Annotated in this window: 19 protein-coding genes and 1 pseudogene; 9 read left to right on the top strand and 11 right to left on the bottom strand. The window is 61.2% G+C overall.

Translation table 11 applies throughout. From position 1 onward, the window contains the following. Window positions 1-77 precede the first annotated feature (77 nt). The 3 genes from P0D87_RS18955 to P0D87_RS18945 are packed head-to-tail and all read right to left on the bottom strand — an operon-like array spanning window position 78 to window position 4,589. Complete coding sequence (locus tag P0D87_RS18955) at window positions 78-1,631, bottom strand: hypothetical protein (RefSeq protein WP_053860288.1); 1,554 nt, start codon at window positions 1,629-1,631, stop codon at window positions 78-80. Further along, entirely contained in the window at window positions 1,618-3,918 is a 2,301-nt protein-coding gene (locus tag P0D87_RS18950; RefSeq protein ID WP_053860287.1) for a KGGVGR-motif variant AAA ATPase, read from the bottom strand. The genes P0D87_RS18955 and P0D87_RS18950 overlap by 14 nt, the downstream gene beginning before the upstream one ends. Further along, entirely contained in the window at window positions 3,915-4,589 is a 675-nt protein-coding gene (locus P0D87_RS18945; RefSeq protein ID WP_149029243.1) for an ArsR/SmtB family transcription factor, read from the bottom strand. The genes P0D87_RS18950 and P0D87_RS18945 overlap by 4 nt, the downstream gene beginning before the upstream one ends. A gap of 899 nt (window positions 4,590-5,488) precedes the next feature. Between P0D87_RS18945 and P0D87_RS18940 the strand changes: the two are divergent. Then, window positions 5,489-6,762 (top strand): annotated as a pseudogene (locus tag P0D87_RS18940) (IS110 family RNA-guided transposase). Between the two features lie 1,137 nt (window positions 6,763-7,899). Here the strand turns inward: P0D87_RS18940 and P0D87_RS18935 are convergent. Together P0D87_RS18935 and ribA are read right to left on the bottom strand one after the other, a co-directional pair. Next, window positions 7,900-9,174: a tyrosine-type recombinase/integrase gene (locus tag P0D87_RS18935; protein WP_053860285.1), complete on the bottom strand. Its 1,275-nt coding sequence runs from the start codon at window positions 9,172-9,174 to the stop codon at window positions 7,900-7,902. A gap of 221 nt (window positions 9,175-9,395) precedes the next feature. Further along, window positions 9,396-10,046: a GTP cyclohydrolase II gene (gene ribA, locus P0D87_RS18930; protein WP_053860284.1), complete on the bottom strand. Its 651-nt coding sequence runs from the start codon at window positions 10,044-10,046 to the stop codon at window positions 9,396-9,398. A 336-nt stretch (window positions 10,047-10,382) separates the two neighbouring features. Here ribA and P0D87_RS18925 point away from each other — a divergent pair, with 336 nt between their 5' ends. Then, window positions 10,383-10,823 carry a CBS domain-containing protein gene (locus P0D87_RS18925; protein ID WP_006053012.1) on the top strand — a complete coding sequence of 147 codons (441 nt, stop codon included), beginning with the start codon at window positions 10,383-10,385 and terminating at the stop codon, window positions 10,821-10,823. 331 nt (window positions 10,824-11,154) lie between these two features. Here P0D87_RS18925 and P0D87_RS18920 read toward each other — a convergent pair whose 3' ends face one another. Both P0D87_RS18920 and P0D87_RS18915 read right to left on the bottom strand, forming a co-directional pair. After that, complete coding sequence (locus P0D87_RS18920; RefSeq protein ID WP_053860283.1) at window positions 11,155-11,499, bottom strand: DUF4148 domain-containing protein; 345 nt, start codon at window positions 11,497-11,499, stop codon at window positions 11,155-11,157. A 272-nt stretch (window positions 11,500-11,771) separates the two neighbouring features. After that, window positions 11,772-12,419, bottom strand: coding sequence for a DNA-3-methyladenine glycosylase (locus P0D87_RS18915; protein WP_029968764.1), 648 nt, complete (start codon window positions 12,417-12,419; stop codon window positions 11,772-11,774). A gap of 426 nt (window positions 12,420-12,845) precedes the next feature. Here P0D87_RS18915 and P0D87_RS18910 point away from each other — a divergent pair, with 426 nt between their 5' ends. Together P0D87_RS18910 and P0D87_RS18905 are read left to right on the top strand one after the other, a co-directional pair. Continuing rightward, a complete protein-coding gene (locus tag P0D87_RS18910; RefSeq protein ID WP_006053015.1) occupies window positions 12,846-13,208 on the top strand; it encodes a BON domain-containing protein in 363 nt (120 codons plus the stop codon). Window positions 13,209-13,401: 193 nt separating this feature from the next. Further along, window positions 13,402-14,484: a calcium:cation antiporter gene (locus P0D87_RS18905; RefSeq protein WP_053860282.1), complete on the top strand. Its 1,083-nt coding sequence runs from the start codon at window positions 13,402-13,404 to the stop codon at window positions 14,482-14,484. A gap of 29 nt (window positions 14,485-14,513) precedes the next feature. On the opposite strand, the gene P0D87_RS18900 is transcribed toward P0D87_RS18905, so the two are convergent. Continuing rightward, window positions 14,514-15,407 (bottom strand): LysR substrate-binding domain-containing protein, encoded by an 894-nt coding sequence (locus P0D87_RS18900; RefSeq protein ID WP_053860858.1) that lies wholly within the window; start codon window positions 15,405-15,407, stop codon window positions 14,514-14,516. A gap of 332 nt (window positions 15,408-15,739) precedes the next feature. Between P0D87_RS18900 and P0D87_RS18895 the strand changes: the two genes are divergently transcribed. Genes P0D87_RS18895 through P0D87_RS18885 form a run of 3 tightly spaced genes read left to right on the top strand, consistent with a single transcriptional unit; the run spans window position 15,740 to window position 18,011 of the window. Beyond that, entirely contained in the window at window positions 15,740-16,564 is an 825-nt protein-coding gene (locus P0D87_RS18895; RefSeq protein ID WP_053860281.1) for a transporter substrate-binding domain-containing protein, read from the top strand. A 41-nt stretch (window positions 16,565-16,605) separates the two neighbouring features. Continuing rightward, window positions 16,606-17,352: an amino acid ABC transporter permease gene (locus P0D87_RS18890; RefSeq protein WP_029968756.1), complete on the top strand. Its 747-nt coding sequence runs from the start codon at window positions 16,606-16,608 to the stop codon at window positions 17,350-17,352. Between the two features lie 2 nt (window positions 17,353-17,354). After that, complete coding sequence (locus P0D87_RS18885; protein ID WP_006053020.1) at window positions 17,355-18,011, top strand: amino acid ABC transporter permease; 657 nt, start codon at window positions 17,355-17,357, stop codon at window positions 18,009-18,011. Between the two features lie 91 nt (window positions 18,012-18,102). On the opposite strand, the gene P0D87_RS18880 is transcribed toward P0D87_RS18885, so the two are convergent. The 3 genes from P0D87_RS18880 to P0D87_RS18870 are packed head-to-tail and all read right to left on the bottom strand — an operon-like array spanning window position 18,103 to window position 22,123. Next, complete coding sequence (locus tag P0D87_RS18880) at window positions 18,103-19,401, bottom strand: cytochrome c (protein ID WP_053860280.1); 1,299 nt, start codon at window positions 19,399-19,401, stop codon at window positions 18,103-18,105. A gap of 12 nt (window positions 19,402-19,413) precedes the next feature. Further along, the gene (locus P0D87_RS18875) at window positions 19,414-21,666 is read right to left on the bottom strand and encodes a xanthine dehydrogenase family protein molybdopterin-binding subunit (RefSeq protein WP_053860279.1); all 2,253 of its coding nucleotides are present in this window, start codon (window positions 21,664-21,666) and stop codon (window positions 19,414-19,416) included. A gap of 1 nt (window position 21,667) precedes the next feature. Continuing rightward, window positions 21,668-22,123: a (2Fe-2S)-binding protein gene (locus tag P0D87_RS18870; protein ID WP_006053023.1), complete on the bottom strand. Its 456-nt coding sequence runs from the start codon at window positions 22,121-22,123 to the stop codon at window positions 21,668-21,670. Between the two features lie 324 nt (window positions 22,124-22,447). Here P0D87_RS18870 and P0D87_RS18865 point away from each other — a divergent pair, with 324 nt between their 5' ends. Beyond that, a complete protein-coding gene (locus P0D87_RS18865; RefSeq protein WP_053860278.1) occupies window positions 22,448-22,846 on the top strand; it encodes a hypothetical protein in 399 nt (132 codons plus the stop codon). A gap of 399 nt (window positions 22,847-23,245) precedes the next feature. Beyond that, entirely contained in the window at window positions 23,246-24,064 is an 819-nt protein-coding gene (locus P0D87_RS18860) for an alpha/beta fold hydrolase (RefSeq protein WP_171800568.1), read from the top strand. The last annotated feature ends 12 nt before the right edge of the window (window positions 24,065-24,076 follow it).

Genomic DNA, 24,076 nt, shown 5'->3' with positions numbered 1-24,076 from the left:
CTCCGAAACCCGCCGCATGCTGAATGCGCCGTTGTCGGCCATTGCGGTCATTGGGCCGATCGCCGGGCGAGGGCCGCTCAAGGCTGCTCAGCAGTCATTGGATGATCCGTGAGAGATCCGGCTCTTGTCTGGGTTGAGCCTACCGTCGTCTGTTTCCACGAATGTGAATCGTCGCGCCATGTCAGTATCCCGAAGTGTGTGCCACCTTCCTCTGTGATCGCGTTCACAAGAGCGACTGCACGCCCGGCATCTCCCGCTAGCCCATCGCGTGGACCGACAGCCATGCCGCAAGGTGTGTCATTACTTTTATTGGCGGCTCGCGCAAGCGACAGGCTGCTTACTATAAGAAATCGCGCGTATGAATAACCGCTCAGTGCAAATGCGCGCCGATGACCCCATCGTCCCTCGTCGACGCCGACATCGAGCACAGGAGTGAATACCCAGTCGGGCTGGTATCGCTTGACGATCGTGTCCGCAAGCTCACTTTCGAGATCTTGACATATCAGGACCACGCATCGTCCCAAACTGTCGATGTCCGCGACGACGACGCAATCTCCCGTGGCAGTGTTCTCGAAAAACGTGGTGGATGAGTCGTCGTGCTGTGCGATTGCACATTCCTTTGCTCGATCAGGACTCATCGTTGCGAGCATGACCTTACGCTGACGCCAAAGTACGGTGCCGATGCCATTCAGGACATGCGACTGATTCCACGGCAGGTTGTGTTGGTCGCTGTCGCAATCAGCCGTCAAACCTGAACCGCATATAAACAACCTGGGCGCCGTGTCGCATTGCGCCAAAAGACCCGCGAGCTGTCCGGCATCCCTTTCCGAAACGGTCAGCTCCGGTGCAATGGCGATATCCAGGCTCCGCTTTTCCAGCTGCGGTAAAATCGTGCGAATACGCTTTGTGATGGAAACGCCTGACACTAGGTTGTAGTCGACAAACGATTTGACATCTAGCCTGTGCAGCGTTGTTTCCAGATCAGCCTTTTCTTGCGCAACGGGCACAAAAAGAATCGACTCGGAGCCACTTGCGGTGGCAGTGGGCTTCACGCCGTGTGTAACGCTTGCGTCAACATGCACAATCTCAATCTGAACCTCTCTTCCTTCGAGCGAGGCCTTACATGGTACAACGCTGAGACAACTGAATCGATCGGCCAAATCGTCTGTGCTTGACGCGAACTCCGAACGACAGCTCCGTTGCAGCGGCCCTTTGGGTATAAGGCGAAGATGCTCTTCGTCCCATGTCCAGTAGGAACCAGAATCGGCGCGTCTGTCATCTGCCATGTCTAACCAGCTAGGCAGAGAAAGATTGCCGCCCATGTGCGGCAACGTTTGCCGCGTGCGCGGATGAACGCTAGAAAATAACTTGTCGATACAACGCATGATGCAAAACAGCATCTCCTTCCAGTGCTCAGAGGCGGGGTCGCCCGCCAGTAAGGCGAGTAACTGCCGCGTTGCTTCCGGACCGCTATCGATTGACAGGGAATTTTCAACCAGCTTGCGGCTTTCGCGGGAGGCACTTTTAACGCGCGCACGGACTGCGTCCTTCCATCCTTTGGCAATCTCCCAGCACGAGATGAATACCTCTTCAGGCGAGGCGCAAGCGTCGAGTCGATTAACGTTCGTCATCGTCAAATGAAGGAGCGCGAGGGGACTCCTGCGCGTTGGAGGTAATGAAAGGCAACGCTTTCACGCTTACATCAAGCTTCAGAAGTGTACTGTTTACCTCAGCAATCGAAGCATTCAACTGTTCGCGGCTGTCTACATCGTTAGGCCCAGCACGTCGTTCATACGCAAAGACAACAAAGCCAGCGAGATCCCGTAATTGGGCAACTACATCGCGGGTCTCTGAGGAGGCCGGCGAAGTTGTCGATATGACTGCGATGAGTCGTCCGATATTCTCAATCAGCCTGGTCGATGATTTGATCTGGTAGATGTGATGGCTTGCGATCGATGAAAACGTCACGCGGGTGCCTTGACGTGTTCCATCACCATCAGCGTCACTCAGCGCAGTTCTGCAAAATTCGAGTGCCTTGTCCGGCTGCCCCAACGCTATGATCGGACGTGCCAATGAGTTGAAACCTGTGCTTCCACGCCGGAATTCTGGCGCGATCGCCGCGATGGCATGTGCCGCAGCCTCTTGGAGCTCGCCCTTGCGTTCAAATGCGAAGGCGAGCTTAGAATGTAGCCTGCCCAGCAGTTGGAGCAATGCGGATGTTCTTTGCATTTCTGGCTGCGACAATGTCGCAAGTGCCTCAAGGTACTTGGACAATGCCTTGTCACGCGATTCTGTTGTGCGCTCACTTACTTCACCATCAAGTAACATCAGGTTCGCGTGAAGCATGCCGCGTTCTTGCGTCGAGCTTGAGTCTGCCCGGTCGAGCTGCTCATCGCCCAGACGGTCTGCAAGTGCTTGTGCCTTCTCTACGACAGGTCTCGTTTTATCGATCGCGTTGAATCCAAGCAAAAGGCGACTGAGCGCAATAAGGTGAGTGGTGCGTCTAATGAGGCTGCTTTTGGTGTCTTCTTGTGCGAGCAAGCTGTCAAGCTCTTCATAAGCAGCAGTAAGTTCTTCCGTAGACAGCATTAACTCCGATTCAACGAGTATGCGTTCTAGTATCTGGATCTGCGCGCGGCGCCATCTTGCGGGTTGTGTGAGCGCGAGGGTGCGAACAAAGTCCAGAAGCTCTTTTTGCAGAAGATAGTATTCGTCAACCTCAATGGCTGAATCCGCCCGTAGCTCGAATGTGGCATCGATGAGCGCTTTGACATATTCCGGGTCAAACACAAAACCATCTGCTTCGGCTTCGCACGCGCTATCGATGATACGTTTAAGCTCATTGAATGCCCGCAACGGCTCCGCACTGCGCAGATTTAGCAGGAATTCAATGGTTGCATGACGTGGCTGCAATCTTCTTTTGACCGTTTCAAGCCAGTTCGCTGGAAAGGCGGGAAGATCCGGGAAAATACCAGTCAGGGAATCGGTTAGTTTCGCATAGCTGAGACTCAGCACATCTGCGCGGGGATCAACGGCTGCCAGAACAGACAGTGTCTCGTAAAAAGGTACGTTTTCCGCGGCAGGAATTGCGTTCCTGAAGTCATCTGTTGCCGCCTCAATCCGGAACCCCCCGACGCGCACCAGTTCAGTAATGGCGCGAGCACGCGCATCATCCTCTTCGCTGGTCCCCTGTCTAGCCACTCGCATTGGAACGGCGCGCAATTGCACGGCGTCTTTACGCACAGAGCGGACCGCGGAGGCTACCTTTGCAACCCCGTCGATATTCTGGCGATTCAGGGCAAAACACAGCGCAACCGTGTCTGGCAATTGCATGGTGCAGATACCGGAGACGTCAGCCATGCCCGTGCGGCTGTCCACCAGAACAAGGTCATAGTGCTTCTTGGCCCAGCGCCGCAGGGAGTCCAGAAAAACGCCACCGCCGAGCTCAAAGAATCCAGACCAGGAGAAGTTCGCAAGTGCGTCTTCGTAAGGGCTGTTTGTCGCTTGGTTATGACTGCGTCCCGGACCAATGTAATGCAATTGGCCACCATTCGGTATGCCGATCGAAGGCGAAATGGCGCGCGCGCAGCGCTCAAAATATTCGTCTGAATCCACGAATTTGGCCACGGCGTCGTCGCTTCGGCCTGACTCCTTGCTCACTGTCGCGGTCCACTCACACAACAGATCCAGCACGCCCGGCGCCTGGCGGATCTCCCGGGCGTTGACTGGGTCAAGCAAACCTCTGTAGTAATAGTGCAGGCCCGGCGCCTCAAGGTCCCAGTCCATGATCAGCACGCGCTTGCCGCTCCACGCCGAAAGAAATGCCACATTGGCCAAGGCCATCGTCCGTCCGACACCGCCTTTGAAGGAATAAAAGGTGACGATCCGACCTTTCTTATCCGTCGCTATGTCTGTCATGCCACTGCCGCGAAAGGATCACTCGCGCCTGAGAAAATCTGTCGCTGGTTCATGTGAGGGGCCAGATTTTTTTGCCGCTCTCGCACGCTGCTCGGAAGTATGGCCTGTTTGGGCTCTAGCGCCACGAGACCCAGTTGCCGGGCGACTGTTCCGGCCGGCGCTGTGAGGAAATTGATGGTGAAAGTGCCTTCGCGCCGGAAATCGGTGATCCCAAGCTGACGGAGAACTCGCAGTTTTCTGCTCACTGTCTCGGGCGCCTCCTCGATACGGCCGCCCAGCTCTGTATTTGACAAATCGTCATCTAGGAGCGCGCGGACATAGGACTGGTATTGACGGTCCTGCATAGTCGGAGCAAACAGATCATCGGCCCGCGAGAAGAGTGCCTGTGAGAGCAGATGTTGAGCCGAGCTTAGTCGCCCGAGGACGTAAGCATCTCTCAACTCAGCCCCGTCGCCGTCCTCCGGAACTTGTATGGCCGACTGGACCCGCGACGTGGCATTGCGGAAAAATCGCTCCGACATCGCTGCCACGGTCGCATTTAGATTTTCGATTTGCCCCCTTTTTGAAGACAGGAGTGCTCGCTCTATGCGCTTGTTTAGCGTGGTCCACCAGTGTCGTGGGATGTCACGGGCAGCAGTAGCTGTGGCCGTTACGGCATCGAAATTGTCCATCTTGCTCTCCATCAGATCAAGTATTTATCATTGATCGGAGTTTGATTCTACGTCAATTCTTGGCTTTTTATCGAAACCTATTTGATTTTTGATTGATTATCTCTCCCCATCACGGGTACGAATTGTATGTATACACAGTATTCTGATGGGTCCGACCTGTGGATTGGATCGGTCTGTGTTGAGACGGTGGTGCGCGCGGGCAGTTGCGATCTACGGGCCAAACCAGACGTCCATCGTGCAGAGCACGATAGACGGATTAGTCTCTGCCACATGCTCCCGGAATTCATGAAGCATCACTGCGCCCATGACGCCGGCGGTTGCCCGTGTCGTACCGACACAGCAGGCGGATCGAGCACGAGGCTGAGGTGGGCGGATCGCACCCTCGGCGGAAGTCGGTAGTTTGAGTCTTGAGTCGTTAGCGCAAAGCTTGCGAACGACCGTTGTCCGGGTAGGCCCGAAAGCTGCCATTGTCGTCGCACAAGCTCCAACGGCGGCTCAGTGTCGCCTGGACTCGTCCCGCCATTGCGGGAAACCGTTTGCGAGTGACAGCAATGCGACACACAGCCGCCGTAAAGTGCACGATCTGCGACCGTCAGCTATGGCCGACGACTTGCCGGCCGATATGCCGCGCGAATGGCCGTTCCAATTTGCAACCGGCCATAGGCCTCGCGTTGGGTCGACAGGCAGTTCAGGGTCGACAAGCGTCTCTCGCCACATCACCCACGCCCCGTTACTATCTTCATGCCCCGATAATCGGGGCTTTGGCCAGCCAGGCCCGGCATGATTCTCGCCCCCAGTCGCAGTCATGATCCGGGGGGTGTTGTCACCGGGCCTGGTGGGTGGCTGGTGATCGCTAATAGGGGCTCGGCCAGAATATCTTGAGGCCGTCCGTAACGTGGATGCCGAGACTTGCCACCGTTGTTGCAGGCCAAACCGTTCAATCTGCAAATCAACAGCAAAACCTTCGATGCAAGAAAACCAACAACATAGCTCCGTCGATGTATTCGTCGGCGTCGATGTCGGCAAAGGCCACCATCATGCCGTCGCTCTCGATCGGAATGGCAAGCGCCTGTACAACAAAGCGCTGCCCAACGATGAGGCCAAACTGCGCGCGCTCATCTCCGAACTCAAGGCGCACGGCCAACTTCTGTTCGTCGTCGATCAGCCCGCCACCATTGGCGCGCTGCCCGTGGCAGTCGCCCGTGCTGAAGGTGTCCTGGTCGCCTATCTGCCGGGTCTGGCTATGCGCCGCATCGCCGATCTGCACGCCGGTGAGGCCAAGACCGACGCCCGCGATGCCGCCAACATTGCAGAAGGCGCCCGCTCGATGCCGCATACGCTGCGCTCGCTTCGATTGGCTGATGAGCAACTCGCCGAACTCACCATGCTGTGCGGTTTCGATGACGACCTCGCCGCGCAAATCACGCAGACCAGCAATCGCATTCGCGGCCTGCTCACCCAGATCCATCCTGCACTCGAGCGCGTTCTCGGACCGCGCCTCGACCATCCGGCCGTGCTTGACCTGCCCGAGCGATATCCGTCGCCGGCCGAGCTCGCGGCCGCCAGCGAGAAGACTCTCGCTAACCGCCTCACCAAACTCGCACCCCGCATGGGCAAAAGCCTCGCGGCCGAAATCGTTCAGGCGCTTAGCGAGCAAGCGGTAGTCGTGCCCGGCACGCAGGCCGCGACCATCGTCATGCCACGTCTGGCCCAGCAGCTCGCCGCCTTGCGCAAGCAACGCGACGAGGTCGCCAACGAAGTGGAACGCCTGGTGCATGCACACCCTCTTTGGCCGGTCCTGACCAGCATGCCGGGAGTCGGCGTCAGGACCGCTGCCAGACTCCTCACGGAGGTCGCTCACAAAGCCTTCGCCTCGACCGCGCATCTTGCCGCCTACGCCGGCCGTGCACCGGTGACACGACGCTCCGGTTCGTCCATCCGTGGCGAACATCCGTCCAGACGGGGCAACAAGGTGCTCAAGAGAGCGCTCTTCCTCTCGGCCTTTGCCGCCCTGCGGGACCCGGTCTCACGGGACTATTACGCCCGCAAGGTCCAGCAGGGCAAGCGCCACAATTAGGCGCTCATTGCTCTCGCCAGACGTCGTTGCGACGTGCTGTTCGCGATGCTGCGTGACGGCACCTTCTATCAACCGAAATCCGCCCCTAATGCTTGACGAATCACATAGCCCCCCCCCCCGAGAACCCCCGCTCCGGAAACGCTCGACATGCAGGCGTGCGCGCCGACAGTCACCGACGCTGTAGCGGGACTGGGGCGCTCCGCGAGGATGCCCCGTCATGACAGCAGTGTCCCGCTGCCCTACCCTGCCTTGGCGCGAGTGATCAACGCGAGCCCGATGGCCGCAAGCGTGGCCGCTAGTTAACTGTTTATCGACTGCGAAGGCCCCTCACTGTTTCTTGAGTGAAGCGGACACGCCGCAACCAAGAGGTCGGCTGAGCGTCGTGCACAAGCGACGACCACCCGCGCGTCGTAGTCACAAAGTTAGTTGACGACTAGTGACGAAATTAGTTGTGTGAGCGGCATTCGTGTTAGCGCCGATGTAAAAATGACCCCGTGGGGCTGCTCCAGTGCTGCAGCGCATTTGCTCGACGAACAGGCGATCAGACTGAAAGGTGCAGCCTCCGTGTTAAGGGTTACCTGTCCGGGGCCCGCAGTCGCAAGGGCGACGACGCGCGTAGAGGTCGAATTCTAAAGGCGCCGCAACCGTCGGGAGACATGCAAATGCGAAGGCAACCGTTCTATTCGTCGCCCCCCGGAGGGACATGGCGGGGAATATCCGTCGATGCGGTCGACGGGACATGCACGATGCATCGATTGGTACCGGTTACGGTGAACGAAGGTTCAGCGAGTCGCAGGCCTTGTCCCGATAAAGTATCAGCGTCCCTTGTGACGTTAAGAGGGCTAGATATTGGCTGTTTCGATGTTCTTCGCCATCCCGGGTCCCGGAGGCAACGCTCCGCTCGGATCTTAACTGTCCGCCGATGCAGCGACGCGGGAAGTGCATTTTCCCCGTACTTCAGGACAATCTCACAGAAGATTGATGACTCTTTCTGCGATGCAACTGCTGACCGATCAGCTTCCGCAGAATGCAAAGCGCTGTGACGGCCTGAACAGGGGGTACACGACGACTACGCAGAACGTCGGTAGCGCGCTCACCACGGGCGGCAGCCCCCACTACCGTTTCCGGGCACGACACACGCTCGTCGATACGACGGTGAAGGCGGGCGGAAATGTGACGATGCCGAGCGTGAACCACCTGCTGAGGAACGAGGGAGTCAGGCGGCGGCGAAGGTTACCTCTTTGCAGAATATGTCGCCGCAATTTCTTCCAGCCGATGTGACAGTTTCGTGAGCCACTCGCGTCGCTCTCTGTCGTAGTTATGCCGGTTATAGATACCGATGATTCCCGACTGGGCATGGCCAAGCACGGCCTCGGCGATTTCGTTCGGACAACCAAGTGTGGCAAGAAGTGTGCGCGTAGTGCGTCGAAGATCGTGGGCTGACCAATGCGTCACAGGCAATCGCGGGCGATCATGGTTGGGTGCGATTTTGCAGTACGGCTGATGATAGTAGACGCCGTGCTGCACCACGGTCTGCTCCATCGCCTTCCCACGCGACGAAGGAAACAAGACAGTTCCCTTGGCCTGATCGAGTCGTCGCCGCACAACCACTTCGGCGCGGCCCACGAGCGGCACACGCAGATCCGTTGCTCTTTCGTTATGAAGCCCCTTTGTCTTCTGTTTGGGAATCGTCCACCAAAGACCATCGCTTTCGTCCGCGATCTCGGTGCTCTCCATAGCGACAATCTCGCCCCCTCTCGTGCCAGTCCAGAGGTAGAGCGTCAATGCGTCAGCGACGGTCAGGCTGAAGTTCGGAAGCCATCGAATCAATGTGCCGAGTTCCTCTACCGAGAGTACCCTTTTCTGTGTTCCAGTATATTGGCCCTCGACCTTGCGCCCTTTGCTCTTCAATCGCCCTCTTAGAACTACCTTCCACCAGTTAGCGGTGTTTTCAGGAAGACGACCGGCATCGAGCGCGTAGTGCCAGGCACAGCCCAATTCCATGCGAAGGCGGGCTGCGAGCACGGGAGTGGACCGATATGATTCGAGCAGATCGAAAGCCTCGGCGCGCGTAATGGTAGTCGCAGCCCGATCCGCGATAGGCCCTAACATCGCTTTGAATATACGTGCGACCTCGACTGCACCTTTGGTCTTCCGGTTGACTTCTACATACCCTTCCAGATAGTCGCGGCACAACTGTCTGACGGTGTAATTGTCCGGTGATGGACGAGTAGCCTCTGCCTGCGTCATTCGGCGCCGTGCCGAAAGCTCGGCGCCCGAATCTCTCTCGACGCGGCTCTTCTCCCACGCAGCGATGGCTCCGGCAAACGACATTGCTGGCCATTCACCGAGCTTGACTTGCCGCATGCGGCTATCGACCGGTGACTTGTAGCGGTACGTCCACGATTTCCGGCTCGTAGACGCCTGCAGGCGCAGTCCGGGAAATCCATCGAAGGTCATGTGATCGCCGCTCGGCAGTCTGGCCGCGGCGCGTGCATCGAAGCGCATTCTTCCCTCGGCGTAGGTTTTTCTGAAGGAAGAATATCCGGCGTAGGTTTTCCTGGCAACGCCGAAAAAACCTACGCCAGCGTCGCAAGTGTAGACATGCGGAGACAAGTGCAGGTGACCCGACTAGAGTCCTCGATGCGGATAATTTTTATTTTATTTTCAATCAGTTATGGACTACTTTGGCTCACCTTGGCCGCCTGCGGACAGATATCAAATTGTCGCTATTCGTTCTCGTCGAAGTAATGCCCAAACTTCAACTGCTTCGTGCGGATATAGCGCTCGTTTTCCTCGCGCATCGGAATCGCGAGCGCGACGCGTTCGCACACCGGAATGCCGTGCTTGGACAGCGTGTCGAACTTCTCGGGATTGTTGCTCATCAGCCGGACCGAGGTGACTTTCAGCGTGCGTAAAATGCCCGCCGCCGAATCGTATTCGCGTGAGTCGTCCGGTAGGCCAAGATCGAGATTGGCCTCGACCGTGTCGCGCCCCTGCTCCTGCAGCGCATAAGCGCGAATCTTGTTCGAGAGGCCAATGCCGCGGCCTTCGTGGCCGCGCAGATAAAGCAGCACGCCGCAGCCTTCGGCGGCGATATAGCGCAGCGCGAGATCGAGTTGCTCGCCGCAATCGCAGCGATATGAGCCGAGCACGTCGCCCGTCAGGCATTCGGAGTGCAAACGGGTCAGCACCGACGACCTGTTCGCGACGTCGCCCATCACGAGCGCAAGATGTTCGGCGCCGCTGTCGACCACGCGAAACACATAAGAGGTGAACGTGCCGTAGCGCGTGGGAAGCGTGGCGGTGGCGTCGAGAACGACGCATTCGCCGTTGATTGCGCCGTCTGCCGCAGGCGACGGATCGTGAGACGTGAGCATGGCGTTAGACAGTGGTGCTGGACATGAACCCGATGAAACCGGGGATAAGGTACGGACAGGAGTTTACCGCTAATCGGCGCACCGCACCCGGATGCCCATGCATGGCGCACGGTTCTTGCACCACCAAAGCGCAAGCGCGAGACGCAACGCGCAATACGCTTCACGCGATTGCAAAGCGCGCGCAAAACCGCGCGCTACATGAATTGCGTGCGTTGCGCGCTCCAGGTATTCCCGGACACACTCGCTGGCGCGTCGCGCCTATACTGGAATCGCCTGTCACCGACAGCCCGCCGCGCCGGCGTGCTGCACTGCTGCACTGCGAAAGGGAGCCGCTCCATGACAACCGTTGCACAGCTGCTAAAAACCAAACCAAACACGACCGTTTATACGATCGGAGCCGACGACTCCGTCTATGAAGCGATCAGGCTGATGGCTGACAAAGGCATCGGCGCACTGGTCGTGACGGACGGCGACAGCATCGCGGGAATCATCACCGAGCGCGACTACGCGCGCAAGGTCGTGCTGATGGACAGGTCGTCGAAGGCCACGCCGGTACGCGAGATCATGAGCAAGGCGGTGCGCTTCGTGCGCCCGGATCAAACCACCGACGACTGCATGGCGCTCATGACCGAGCGGCGCATGCGCCACTTGCCGGTGATCGAAAACGACAGGCTCATCGGCATGGTGTCGATCGGCGACCTCGTGAAGAACATCATCGCCGAGCAGCAATTCACTATCCAGCAGCTCGAGTTCTACATCCACGGCGAGCGTCCCTGACGGGCCACGCTTCTCGCCTACCCGCCGGTTTTAGCCGCAAAAAAAGCCCAATCGCTGAACGGTTGGGCGAAGCTACCTTGCGGCAGCGGAGGTTCTCGCATTCTGGTCAGCCCATTTGAACAAGGGGCTATAGGGATCGTGTGTCTAGCGCCTGCTTCTGCAAGCGCCAAAGTGCGCTCACGTATGCGCGCTGGGCGAACTGAGATCCGCATCGCTAGCTGCGGCGCGCCGCTTTTATCGCGGCGCGCTCGCTGCTATCGCAGATGACATTTCTACTGCCACCAGCGCAAACCAGCTACGAACTCAACTTCCGAAACTTAGTGGCCGAAACTTAGTTGCCGAAATACACCGACTTCGCGCCGGTCATCGACTCACGCACGCCGCCCGATTGCGACGAGCCGCTCGTCGTGCCGCCATAGCCGCTCGTGTCCGCGACCGGCAACTGCGTTTGCGCCACTGCCGGGTTTTGCTCCTGCACGCGGCGTTCCGCGGCCTGAATGTCGGCCGGATAGTACGGGTCGTTGCTGACCGACGGGTTGTAACCCGCGCGCTCCAACTGAATCAGTTCGTTGCGCACTTCGGCGCGCGTGACCGGTTGCTGGCTCGACTGCGCGAACGACGCGACCGGAGCGGCGAGAACGGCTGCAATGGCGACTGCCTTGACAAGCGATTTCATGATTATTACCTCCAGACCTGGTTTTATTTGCCGCGCTTGCCACACCATGTGGAAGCGAGTGATTCCAGTCTAGTCATCGATTCACCAAGGGAAAACACCTATTTGTGAGATACATAATTGTCGTCACTGAAAAAGTGCGGCGAAGTTTCCGGCGATAGCAATGCGCGGCGCATCGACCGCGTAATAATTGGGCAGCGCGTAGCCGCGTGTAGCCTTCGCTTTGGAACAAGCGCGCCGACGTGCAGACCTTGCCGCAACGGCTTTGCACGCGGTCAGATTTGCGGACCGTCGCCGAGGTCCGCGTGCGGCGCAACCAGCAGCTTGCGCGGACCGCTCACGAACGCGCTGCCGGGCTCGAAAAAGCGCAACGGCCGATGCATCTCGCGCGACAGGCCAATGCGCGTCGTCACGCCGACCGGCACGTCGCCTGTCTCGATGACGCCGATCCACAAATCGCGGCCGGTGCACAAATCGCGGCCGTCGAACGATTGTCCGATGCCGAGCGCCACAGTCAGCCGGCCGGGCCCGCGCGCGAGATCGCGCAGCGGCACGCCGGGGCGGCGCGCTTCCATCAGCGGCAGACCTTCGAGCGGCTCGATCGCGCGGATCAGAATGCCGGCGCCTACGTCCTCCGCTTCGGCGGACATGTTGAGCATGTACGAGAGACCATAGGTGAGCCGGACGTACGCATAGCCGGGCGCGAGGAACATCGAGCCGTTGTGCGGACGCCGTCCGATAAACGCATGGCTCGTCGAATCGCCCACCGGATACGCCTCCGTCTCGACGATGCGGCCGCTCATGCGCCCTTCCGGCACGTCGTGAACGAGATACTTGCCGATCATGAAGCGCGCGAGTTGCGTCGCGCCGACGGGCAAATCGTCACGCGACAAGGGGATGATGGGAAGCGACGGTTTGCGCATGCATTGGGCCTTTGTTTTTGCGTCGGTTTTTGCGTCGAGTTTTGCGTCGGTCGGTGCATCGGTGGGTGCGTTCATTTATGCCCCGATTCGCGCATCTTGCGCAAGCACCGGGCAGCAAGCACCATCTCAGAGCGCCAGACCGTGCAGTCACACATCGCGGCCCATCGTCGCGAGCGTTGTAGCGACGCCTCACTTCCAGGCAGCGGCAGCCTCATTCTGGAACCAATTGGAGTATCGTGTCTTTCGGCCCGCAGTGCGCCTCGCCGGCCGCGCGCTTCGGCCGCATCCGCAGCATCCAGCAGTCTCTGTCAACCTGAAGCATCCGCAAGACCCGCAGCAACGTCCTTTCCGTTCCATTGCGCTTTACCGTAGTCCAGCACACGTTCCCGCAAGGGGACGAATTATTCACGACAAGGAGAAATTCGCATGAAAGCATCCACGGCAATGAAGATGGTCGGCGGCGCGCTGATCGTACTGGCATCGCTCAACGCATCCGCGCAAAGCAGCGACGCGGCGGCCGCACCGGCAGCGGCGGCATCATCGGCGACAACCGGCAAGCAGGCCAAGGCCGCCAACCGCGCGCTCGGGCGCAAGGTGCGCAGCGCGCTCGCCAAGACCAAGGGCGTCAGCGTCGCGAACATCAACGTCCGTGCACGCGGCGGCGCTGTGACGCTGGCCGGCACGGTGCCGGACCAGTCGCAAGTCGACCTCGCCACGCAAGCGGCGCAAGGCGTGGCAGGCGTGACGTCGGTCAAGAACGCACTGACCGTTCGGCCGGTCGGGCAGTAAAGCTCGGGCCGGCGCGTGATCGCGCCGGCAGTCGCATGGACGGATGCCCACTTCCGGTTGCAGGGACGTTGGCATCCGCCAGACCTGAAGCCTCGATTGCATCGCCCGCGTCTTTAGAATCGCATGCTGTTCCGCGGGCCGGGAACACTCACAGAAGTCACAGAAATCACCGAAGTCACAGACCAACCAGCCGATGACCATGTCTGCAACCGTCTTGCCCCGCTGGACTCTGGCCGTGCCGTTCGTCGCGTGGATCGTGCTCGGCGCGTCCTACGCGTTGCCGGGCAACGGGCTGCTGCTCGCGCTGGTGGGCATCGCGCTGTGCGCGGCGGTATTCGCGGCCGTGCATCACGCGGAAGTGGTCGCGCATCAGGTCGGCGAACCCTTCGGCACGCTGGTGCTCGCGATCGCGGTGACCGTGATCGAAGTCGCGCTGATCGTGTCGGTCATGCTGACAGCCGGTCCCGAGAAAGCGGGCCTCGCGCGCGATACGGTGTTCGCCGCCGTCATGATCGTATGCAACGGAATCGTCGGGATGTGCCTGCTGGTGGGCGGCATTCGCCATCGCGAGCAGGATTTTCAGATTCGCGGCGCGGCTGCGGCTCTCGCGGTGCTCGCGTCACTATCGGTGCTGACGCTCGTCATGCCCAACTACACGACGACCAACGTCGGCCCCATGCTGTCGTCGTCGCAACTGGCGTTCGCGGGCGTGTCGTCGCTGGTGTTGTACGGCGTGTTCGTGTTCGTGCAGACGGTGCGGCATCGCGACTATTTTCTCGCCGACGTGGCCGACGAAGACGTGCATGCCGCGCCGCCTGGCGCACGGCTCGCGCTGACGAGCGGCGGCTTGCTGCTGGTGTGCCTCGTCGCCGTCGTGCTGCTCGCCAAAGTGCTGTCGCCGGTTGTCGAGACGGCCGTTGAAAACGCGGGCGCGCCGGCGGCGGTGGTCGGCATCGTGATCGCCGCGCTGGTGCTGCTGCCCGAAGGCCTCGCCGCGGTGCGCGCGGCGCGCGCCGACCGCTTGCAGAACAGCCTGAATCTCGCGCTCGGCTCGGCGCTCGCCAGCATCGGCTTGACGATTCCGACGGTGGCCGCCGTGTTTCTGACGACGGGGCAACCGCTCGTGCTCGGCATCAACGGCAAGGAAACGGTATTGTTGGTGCTCACGCTGCTGGTCAGCACGCTGACGATCAGCACCGGCCGCACGACGATCCTGCAAGGCGCCGTGCATCTGTCGTTGTTCGCCGCCTACCTGTTTTTATCGTTCGCGCCCTGACACACGCCGTCGCGCGACGGCGCCCTCGCCTACTCTTCCCAATGCGCCGCGATCCAGTCGCGAAACAGACTCAGCTTGTGCTGATGCGCGACTGAATCCGGATAGACGAAGTAGTAGCGCCAGCCGGTCTTCAGCACCGTATCGAACGGCCGCACGAGACGCCGCGCGGCCACGTCCTCGTCGATCAGCGCGAGGTCACTGATCGCCACGCCGAAGCCTTGCAACGCCGCGTTGGTCGCCATGTCGAGCGTGTCGAAGCTCGGGCCGTGCTCGGCGTCGATCGCGCGCGCGTCGGCCGGGTCAGCTTCGGCGACCCTCGCGAGCCACATCTTCCAGTCGCGATGATCGCGCGTCGGATGCAGCAGCGTATGGCGCGCGAGATCCGCGACCGATGCCAGCGGCTTGTCCTTCAGCAGATCGGGCGCGCAAACGGGCGTTAGACGCTCCTCGAAGAGCGGCACGGACTGCACGTCCGCACCCGGCGACGATCCGTAAATAATCGCCGCGTCGAACGGTTCGAGCTGGAAGTCGACGTCGTGCTGCCACGTCGTGGTGATCTGCACATGCAGCTCGGGATACTCGGTCTGAAAGCGCATGATCTTCGGCAGCATCCAGCGCATCACGCAGGTCGGCACCTTCAGCGCGAGGTCCGTGCGCTGCCGCGTGAGCCGCAGCGAAATCTCCTCGATACGCGCGAAGCTTTCCTTCACCGCGGGCAGCAGCAACTCACCCTCGGCGGTGAGCGTGAGGCCCTTCGCGTGACGCTTGAAGAGCGGAAACTTGTAGTAGTCCTCGAGCGCGATGATCTGCCGGCTCACCGCGCCCTGCGTGAGACACAGATGGTCGGCCGCGCGCGTGAAGCTGCGATGGCGCGCGACGGTTTCGAAAATTTGCAGCGCGTTGAGCGGCGGAAGACGTCGCATCGACATATCGGGATCAGAAAAAGTCATTGAGGCGGCGCGGCGAACTGCTGTCGGGACACGCCTTCCAACCCCACAGGATACGCGATCGCGCGTCGCGCCACGAGTTGCGGCGGACCCTGGCTGCATGCACTGTGCTCATACGTCCAACGATTCATCGCGCCGTTCGCGTCGCCGCGCAACTGCCGGCGGGCGATGCGGCGAGCATGAGCTTACGTCATGGCCTCCATGCGCATATTTCGTTTGTTGAGGGATTTTGGCAAACCTAGAGTCCACTTCATCCTTCCACCTCATCCATCTCACTCCAATAAGCGTTTTTCGACAGAGGACACACCATGAACCAGCACCAGCCCGTTCAATCGACCGCCCGCCGCGCGTTCGCCACGCTCGCCGCGGCCCTCGCGTTCACCGCCGCGGGCGCGCTCAGCGCGTTTTCGCCCGCCGCGCATGCCGATGCGCTCGACAACATCGCGAAGACGGGCACGGTGCGCATCGGCGTGTTCATGGACTATCCGCCGTTCGGCTCGATCGGTCCGGACATGAAGCCGATGGGCTACGACATCGACGTCGCCAATCTGATCGGCCGGGCGCTCAACGCTAAAGTCGAACTCGTGCAGGTGACGGGCGACAACCGCATGGCCTATCTCGCGGACCACAAGACCGACATGCTGCTGTCGGTCGGCCAGACGCCGGAACGCGAGAAGGTGATCGACTTCTCGAAGCCCTACGCGCCGTACTACCTCGCCGTGTTCGGCCCGAAAACGCTGCCCGTGAAGAACGCCGCCGACCTCGCCGGCAAGTCGATTTCGGTCGCGCGCGGCACGCTGGAAGACCTGAGCGTGACGAAAATCGCGCCGCCCAGCGCGAACATCAAACGTTTCGACGATCCCAACGGAGCAATTTCGGCGTTTATTTCTGGTCAGGTACAGTTGATGGTGGTTGGCAACGACGTCGGCGCCACGATTCTCGCGCGTCATCCCGCGAACGATCCCGAGCAGAAGTTTTCGTTGTTCAGCTCGCCGGATCACGTCGGTTTGAACAAGAACGAGCCGCGTCTGAAGCAGAAAGTCGACGAAACCATCGCCAAGGCTCGCAGCGACGGCACCATGAACGCGATCTCGCAGAAATGGCTGCGCACGCCGCTGCCCGCCGATCTCTGAATTTACCGCCCGGAGTTTGACCTCACGATGAGCGCCACGCCATGACCTATGCGTTCGATTTCAGCGGCTTCGGCCTTTATGCGGGCATGCTCGCGCGCGGCGTCGCGGTCACCCTGGGGCTGACCGCGATCTCGACGTTGCTCGGCGCGCTCGTCGGCATCGCCGGCGCGAGCGTCGCGGTGGCCGGGCCGAAGTGGGCGCGCTGGGTCGTGGCGAGCTACGTCGAACTGATCCGCAACACGCCGTTCATCGTGCAACTGTTCTTTGTGTTCTTCGGCCTGCCGACGCTCGGCATTCATATCGACGAAATGCAGGCCGCGATTCTGGCGATGACAGTGAACCTCGGCGCCTATGCGATCGAGATCGTGCGCGCGGGCATCGATTCGATCTCGCGCGGCCAGGTACAGGCGGCGCAGGCGCTCGGCCTGCATGGACGCCAGGTGTTTCGCTATATCGTGCTGCCGCAGGCGCTCGCCAATGTGTTCCCCGCGCTGCTGAGCCAGGTGCTGATCGTGATGCTCGGCTCAGCGGTCGTGTCGCAAATCTCCGTGCCGGACCTCACGTACGCGGCCAACTTTGTCCAGTCGCGCAACTTCCGCTCGTTCGAGAGCTACCTGATCATCACGGCGACGTATCTGCTGCTGTCAATCGTGCTGCGGCAAATCCTCAACCGGTTCGGACGCGGTCTGTTCGCGGGACGCGCGGCGCGCGGCTCGGACAGCGCGCCTCGCGCCTGGCGCAGCCGCCTGATGTGGCGCGCCGCCCGCACTGTACCGACGGAGCGTTGATCATGGTCGAATTCACGCTGTGGGACATTGCCCGTAATCTGCTGCTCGCCGCGCGCTGGACCGTGCTGCTCTCGCTGATCGCTTTCGTCGGCGGCGGCGTCTTCGGATTGATCCTGCTCGCGATGCGCGTGTCGCCGATCGCCTGGCTGCGCCGCATCGTCGTGCTGTATGTGGAAGTGTTCCAGGGCACACCGCTGCTGATGCAACTGTTTCTCGCGTTCTTCGGCTTGCCGCTGGTGGGCGTGGACGTGTCGCCGTGGGTCGCGGCGACCGTCACGTTGACGCTGTACACGAGCGCGTATCTGGTCGACATCTGGCGTGGCTGCGTGGAAGCGGTACCGCGCGGTCAATGGGCTGCGGGCGCGAGTCTCGGCATGACGTTCGCGCAGCAATTGCGCTATATCGTCTGGCCGCAAGCGCTCAAAATCGCGGTCGCGCCGACGGTCGGTTTTCTCGTGCAGGTGGTCAAGAGCACGGCGCTCGCGTCGATCATCGGCTTCACGGAATTGACGAAGACCGGCACGATGATCACGAACGCGGCGTTCCGGCCGTTCCCGATCTACGGCATGGTGGCCATGATCTACTTCGCGATGTGTTTCCCGTTGACGTGGTATGCGCGTGTGCTCGAAAAGCGCAACAAGGTTGGTCAACACCGTTAGCCGCGTCTTTGCAAGCGACACAACAAAAAGCGTCAACCGCCGAAAGACGGTTGACGCTTTTTTCATGCACGGCCGGTTCGAGTAACTACTGCTAGCGGGCCGCTTGAGTCGACTTGCGCAGCTTCGTGACATCGGCTGCGGTCACGGCCGGCGCGCCGTTGTTCCAGCCGGCGCGCACGAACGTCAACACCTCGGCGATCTGCTGGTCGGTCAGCACCGGTGCGTACTTCGGCATCGGATACGGCGCGGGAATGCCGCCGATCACGAGGTCTTCGGTGCCGTTCAGCGTCACGTTGATCAGCGACGACGCATCTTTCTCCAGCACGTTCGGATTGCCGGCCAGCGGCGCGAGCATCGGCGCGAAACCGCGTCCGTCGACGCCGTGGCAATGCATGCAATACGCGGTGTAGACGCGCGCACCGGCGTCGTTCGCGGGACGGTTCAGCGACACCTTCGTCGCCTGCGGATCGTACGTGTAAGGCGGCGCGCCGTTGCCGCCCGCCGGCGGCAGCGATTTCAGATACGTCGTCATGGCCGCGATGTCGGTATCGTTCAACGCCTGCGTGCTGTTGTTAATCACGCTCGTCATCGAGCCGAACGCCGTAGCGTGACGATTCGCGCCGGTCTTCAGGAACGCCTGCAAGTCCTGATCGTTCCAGCGTCCCAGGCCGACGTTATGCTCGCCGGTCAGGTTGGTCGCGAACCAGCCGTCGAGCAGGCTGCCGGTGAGAAACGCGCTGCCGCTTTCGTCGAGCGCCTTCTCCTGGAACGCGATGCCGCGCGGCGTGTGACACGAGCCGCAGTGGCCGAGGCCCTGGATCAGATACGCGCCGCGATTCCATGCGACGTCCTTGCCCGGCTTGTTCTGATACACGCCTTTCTCGAGGAACACCATGTTCCAGAGCTTCAACGGCCAGCGCATGTTCATTGGCCATGCGATGTCGGCCTCGCGATTCGCCTGCTGCACTGGCGCAACACCGCTCATGAAGTACGCGTACAGCGCCTTCATGTCGTCGTCGTTGACCTTGGCATACGACGGATACGGCATCGCCGGATACAGGTTGTGCCCGTCTTTCGCGACGCCTTCGCGCATCGCCCGCGCAAAGTCCTGTTCCGTATAGCCGCCGATGCCGGTTTGCGAGTCCGGCGTGATGTTGGTCGTGTAGATCTGACCCATCGGCGTGTTCATCGGCAGGCCGCCCGCGAACGGCTTGCCCTTCGGCGCCGTGTGGCAGGCGGCGCAGTCGCCGGCCTTCGCGAGATAAGCGCCGCGCTGCACGAGCGCGGGATCGAAAGCGGATGATGTTGCCGCTGCTGCCGCCGATGCCTGCATCAGCAACGGCAGCGCCACGCTCAGTGCCGCGCCGAAACCCTTGAGTATGTTTTTCATGTCGGGCTCCCGTTAAGCGGTTTGCAACTGGCTGCCGACCGGCAAATGCCGCAGCCGCTTGCCGGTGGCCGCGAAGATCGCGTTGGTCAGCGCCGGCGCGAGCGCCGCCGTGCCAGGCTCGCCGATGCCGCCAGGCGCCTCGCTGCTCTTCACGATATGCACGTCGATAGGCGGCGTCTGGTCGATACGCAGCATCCGGTAGTCGGTGAAGTTGTTCTGCTGCACGCGGCCGTCCTTGATCGTGATCTCGCTGTAGAGCGCGCCCGTAATGCCGAAGATGATGCCGCCCTGCACCTGCGCCTCCACCGTGTTCGGATTGACGACCATGCCGCAATCGACCGCGCAAACCACGCGCTTGACCGCCACCTCGCCCTGCTCCACGGCGACATCGACGATGATCGCGAAGTAGCTGCCGAACGCATGCATGACCGACACGCCGCGCCCTTGCCCCTTCGGCACCGCGCTGCCCCAGTCGGCCGCCTGCGCCGCGACGTTGAGCACGTTCAGCGCGCGCGGCGTCTTGCCGAGCAGATCGCGCCGGTATTTGACGGGATCGACCTTCGCCTCGGCCGCGAGTTCGTCGATGAAACTCTCCACCACGAACGTGCTGCGGGTGGGACCGACGCCGCGCCAGAACGCGGTGGGAATAGCGTGCGGTTCCTGGCGCACGTAGTCGACGAGCTGGTTCGGCAAGTCGTACGGCAGGTCCGACGCGACCTCGACCGCGTCGGGGTCGAGCCCGTTCTTGAACGCGGGCGGCGCGAAACGCGCGAGGATCGACGAGCCGACGATCCGGTGCTGCCACGCGAGCGGCTTGCCGTTCGCGTCGAGACCGGCGGAGATCTTGTCGTAGTAGTACGGACGGTACATGTCGTGCTGAATGTCTTCTTCGCGCGTCCACAGCACCTTCACGGGCGTCGACACCTGCTTCGCGATCTTCACTGCCTGCGTGACCATGTCGAATTCGAGCCGCCGCCCGAAGCCGCCGCCGATCAGATGGTTATGCACGATGATCTTGTCGGCGGGCAAGCCGGTGACGGCCATCGCCGCGTCGCGCACGCGCGTCGGCACCTGCGAGCCAAGCCAGACTTCGCAACTGTCCGCGCGCACGTGCACCGTGCAATTGATCGGCTCCATCGTCGCGTGCGCGAGAAACGGCTGCTGGTAGATCGCATCGACACGCGTCTTCGCGTTCGAAAACGCGTGCACCACGTCGCCGTCCTTGCGCGCGACCGCGCCATTGCGTTGCGACGCGTTGGCCAGATCGTCGACGATCTGCTTCATCGACAGCTTCGCGTCCGCGCCTTCGTTCCACTTGATGTCGAGCGCCTGCAACCCGCGTTTGGCGGCCCACGTGTGATCGCCGATCACGGCCACCGCGTTGTCGATCTTCACCACCTGACGCACGCCGGGAATCTTCTTCGCGTTGGTATCGTCGACGCTCGCCAGCGTGCCGCCGAACACCGGACAGTTCGCGATGGCCGCGTAGACCATGTCGGGCACACGCACGTCGAGGCCGAACATCGCGGTGCCGTCCACTTTCTCCGGCGAATCGAGCCGCTTGACTGCCGTGCCGATGATCTTGAAGTCTTTCGGGTTCTTCAGCGGCACGTTCTGCGGTGCGGGCAGTTTGGCAGCCGCCTCGACCAGTTGACCATAGCCGATGCTGCGATTGCTCGCCGCGTGAATGACCTGGCCGGCCTGCGCATGACAGCTCGCGGCGTCGACCTGCCATTGCTGCGCGGCCGCGCTCACGAGCAGCGTGCGCGCGGTCGCGCCGGCGCGGCGCATCGGCTCCCATGCATAGCGGATCGACGTCGAACCGCCGGTGAGCTGGCCGCCGAGCAGCGGGTCGGTGAAAAGCTTTTCGTCCGGCGGCGCGTGGTCGAGCGTAACCGTGTCGAGCGGCACTTCGAGTTCTTCTGCAATCAGCATCGGAATCGACGTGTACACGCCCTGGCCCATCTCGACCTTTGGAATCACCAGCGTGACCTTGCCTGCCGTGTCGATCTGGATGAACGCGTTCGGTGCGAACACGCCGTTCTGCGGCGCGTCGTTCGCGTCGCCGCCGATCACCGACTTGCCGCTCTTCTGATCCTGACTGACGGCCGGCAGACTGAAGCCGAGCAGCAGACCGCCGCCCGCCGCCGCGCCGACGCTCACGCCGAACTTGAGGAACGTGCGGCGCGACACGCCGCGCGCTTCATCGGCTTCGGCTTGCGGGCGCATCGCGCCTTTGTATGCATCGAGCAATCCCTGGGACATGTCAGACTCCCTTCGCCGCGTGCTTGATCGCCGCGCGAATGCGGTTGTAGGTGCCGCAGCGGCAGATGTTGCCGGCCATCGCGGCGTCGATGTCCGCATCGCTCGGATTGGGATTGCTCGCGATCAGCGAGGCCGCCGACATCACCTGCCCCGACTGGCAATAACCGCATTGCACAACGTCCAGTTGACGCCATGCCTGCTGCACTTTCTGGCCGGCCGGCGTGTTGCCGACTGCTTCGATCGTCGTGATCTTCTTGTCGCCGACAGCCGCCGCGGGCAACACGCACGAACGCACCGCCACGCCGTCGAGATGAACCGTGCACGCGCCGCATTGAGCGATGCCGCAGCCGAACTTCGTCCCGGTCAGGCCGACGAGATCGCGCAGGACCCACAACAGAGGCATGTCAGGCGGCGCATCGACGGTATGCGTTTCGCCGTTGATATTGAACGTTGTCATGAGCGGTTCCTTGTCGAGTTATGTTTTATCAGCCTGTTTAGAACGGGACGCCGATCAAAACGCAACGACTTGCCGCGTTTATTCGAGAGCCCGGACTAATGCGCAATGCCGATGCGCGGCGTCGCCAATGCGTCGCCGCACGACTTCGGACCAGGCATTGCGCGAGTGTGCTGTGAGGGTCCGGCGATTGTAGCCGTGCATTAAGAAATTCGCCTGCACCCCGGCATGCGCCGTTGCGAAGGCGCCGAAGGCGGTTCGTCGCCCGCAATTTTGCTAGCATGACGCGACTGCACTGACTATCTGACTATCCGAAGGAGACGCATCATGAACGACCCGCAATGCACCCAATTCCTCTCGGACATCCGCAAGCCGCTGCTCGCGCTGCATAAGGCGATACTCGATCACGAACGCGCGGCCTATGAAAAAGAATTCGGCCCGGTCACGCCGGCGGCTTTTCTGCAGGTGCTGATCAACGGTTCGGGGTTTCGCTGGCTGACGCCGCTGTCCACCATCATTGCGAACGTGGACGAGATACTCGACGACAAGGAAGCCGATGCCGCCGACCGCCTCGCCGCGGTCGAAGCCGTCACCGGTCTCTTTTCCGCCGATCAGCCGAACAACAGTTTTCTGCCGCGTTATCTGCCGCTGCTGCAGGCCGATCCGGGCATCCTCCATCTGCATGGCCAGGTCTCGCAGGTATTGCGCGGGACGCAGACGAAGTAGGCTTGAGTTGAGCGCGCTGCGTTTGGGCTCCCGGATTTCCTCACCGTTAAATGTGGGTGAGTCTGCGGAGTTTGGGGCGGTGAGGCGTCGCGGTTTAGGCGCGGCCTTGGTTGTTGTATAGAGGATTACCAGGCTTTCTTCAATGTGCACGTGGAAAATCGCTGTATTTGAAGGTGATTCGTGCGCGATTCGTAAGGATCATCGAGGCTGTGTGTTCGTATGAGCATGCGGCCTGAGCGCAGCGAAGCATGTCATCGTCTGAATTGCCTGGTTTTGCTGAACAAATCAATGGTGAGCTTTTGCGGGAAGTGCTTGCGCGTTCGATTGTCCTTGGTGCGTCCTGCAGCCAATCACAAGCCCTGTTAAGGTAAGCGGACCTCGTCACCACCGATCACCGCCATGACCGACTGGCCGCTTCCCGAGACCTACACGTTCCGCGATCAAACCGCGCGCTTCAATGTGACGGGCACCGGGCCACCGCTCGTACTCGTGCACGGCACGCCGTTCTCATCGTACGTGTGGCATCGCATCGCGCCGCATCTGGCGCAGATTCGCACGGTGCACTATTACGATCTGCTCGGCTACGGTCAGTCGGAGATGCGTGACGGCCAGGACGTGTCGCTCGGCGTGCAAAACACATTGCTCGCCGCGTTGCTCGCGCATTGGCAATTGAAGAACCCGGATGTGATCGCGCATGACTTCGGCGGGGCGACTTCGTTGCGCGCGCATCTTATCGACGGTTGCGACTATCGCAGCCTGACGCTGATCGATCCGGTCGCGCTGGCGCCGTGGGGCTCGCCGTTCGTGCAGCATGTGCGCCGTCACGGCGATGCGTTCGCCGGCTTGCCGCCGTATATTCATGAAGCCGTGGTGAACGCCTATGTGCGCGGCGCGATTGCACGCGACATCACGGATGAAGAACTCGCGCCGTACGTCACGCCGTGGCTCGGCGCGACGGGACAAGCCGCGTTCTACCGGCAGATCGCGCAAATGGATCAGCGCTATACCGATGAAGTCGAATCGCGCTATCCGCAAATGCGTTGTCCGACGCAGATTCTGTGGGGCGAAGAGGATCAGTGGATTCCGCTCGAGCGCGGCCGGCGTCTGGCCGCGCTGATTCCTCACGCGCGCTTTCAGGCGGTGCCGCGCGCGGGCCATTTGATGCAGGAAGACGCGCCCGAGGCGATCGTCGCGGCGGCGCTGCGGTGGCTCGACTGAGGCCACCCACAG

The organism is Paraburkholderia sp. RL17-368-BIF-A (assembly GCF_046054045.1).
In the GTDB taxonomy this organism is placed as follows: domain Bacteria; phylum Pseudomonadota; class Gammaproteobacteria; order Burkholderiales; family Burkholderiaceae; genus Paraburkholderia; species Paraburkholderia graminis.
This window is presented reverse-complemented; position numbering and strand designations above follow the sequence as displayed.

What these genes read in the sequence shown, in the direction of transcription:
- P0D87_RS18915 (WP_029968764.1), bottom strand. Translation starts at nt 12,419, where the DNA reads ATGCGCAAACCGTCGCTTCCCATCATCCCCTTGTCGCGTGACGATTTG.
- P0D87_RS18955 (WP_053860288.1), bottom strand. Translation starts at nt 1,631, where the DNA reads ATGACGAACGTTAATCGACTCGACGCTTGCGCCTCGCCTGAAGAGGTA.
- P0D87_RS18890 (WP_029968756.1), top strand. Translation starts at nt 16,606, where the DNA reads ATGACCTATGCGTTCGATTTCAGCGGCTTCGGCCTTTATGCGGGCATG.
- P0D87_RS18880 (WP_053860280.1), bottom strand. Translation starts at nt 19,401, where the DNA reads ATGAAAAACATACTCAAGGGTTTCGGCGCGGCACTGAGCGTGGCGCTG.
- P0D87_RS18900 (WP_053860858.1), bottom strand. Translation starts at nt 15,407, where the DNA reads ATGCGACGTCTTCCGCCGCTCAACGCGCTGCAAATTTTCGAAACCGTC.
- P0D87_RS18945 (WP_149029243.1), bottom strand. Translation starts at nt 4,589, where the DNA reads ATGGACAATTTCGATGCCGTAACGGCCACAGCTACTGCTGCCCGTGAC.
- P0D87_RS18895 (WP_053860281.1), top strand. Translation starts at nt 15,740, where the DNA reads ATGAACCAGCACCAGCCCGTTCAATCGACCGCCCGCCGCGCGTTCGCC.
- P0D87_RS18950 (WP_053860287.1), bottom strand. Translation starts at nt 3,918, where the DNA reads ATGACAGACATAGCGACGGATAAGAAAGGTCGGATCGTCACCTTTTAT.
- P0D87_RS18865 (WP_053860278.1), top strand. Translation starts at nt 22,448, where the DNA reads ATGAACGACCCGCAATGCACCCAATTCCTCTCGGACATCCGCAAGCCG.
- P0D87_RS18905 (WP_053860282.1), top strand. Translation starts at nt 13,402, where the DNA reads ATGACCATGTCTGCAACCGTCTTGCCCCGCTGGACTCTGGCCGTGCCG.
- P0D87_RS18910 (WP_006053015.1), top strand. Translation starts at nt 12,846, where the DNA reads ATGAAAGCATCCACGGCAATGAAGATGGTCGGCGGCGCGCTGATCGTA.
- P0D87_RS18935 (WP_053860285.1), bottom strand. Translation starts at nt 9,174, where the DNA reads ATGCGCTTCGATGCACGCGCCGCGGCCAGACTGCCGAGCGGCGATCAC.
- P0D87_RS18870 (WP_006053023.1), bottom strand. Translation starts at nt 22,123, where the DNA reads ATGACAACGTTCAATATCAACGGCGAAACGCATACCGTCGATGCGCCG.
- P0D87_RS18925 (WP_006053012.1), top strand. Translation starts at nt 10,383, where the DNA reads ATGACAACCGTTGCACAGCTGCTAAAAACCAAACCAAACACGACCGTT.
- P0D87_RS18875 (WP_053860279.1), bottom strand. Translation starts at nt 21,666, where the DNA reads ATGTCCCAGGGATTGCTCGATGCATACAAAGGCGCGATGCGCCCGCAA.
- P0D87_RS18885 (WP_006053020.1), top strand. Translation starts at nt 17,355, where the DNA reads ATGGTCGAATTCACGCTGTGGGACATTGCCCGTAATCTGCTGCTCGCC.
- P0D87_RS18860 (WP_171800568.1), top strand. Translation starts at nt 23,246, where the DNA reads ATGACCGACTGGCCGCTTCCCGAGACCTACACGTTCCGCGATCAAACC.
- P0D87_RS18920 (WP_053860283.1), bottom strand. Translation starts at nt 11,499, where the DNA reads ATGAAATCGCTTGTCAAGGCAGTCGCCATTGCAGCCGTTCTCGCCGCT.
- ribA (WP_053860284.1), bottom strand. Translation starts at nt 10,046, where the DNA reads ATGCTCACGTCTCACGATCCGTCGCCTGCGGCAGACGGCGCAATCAAC.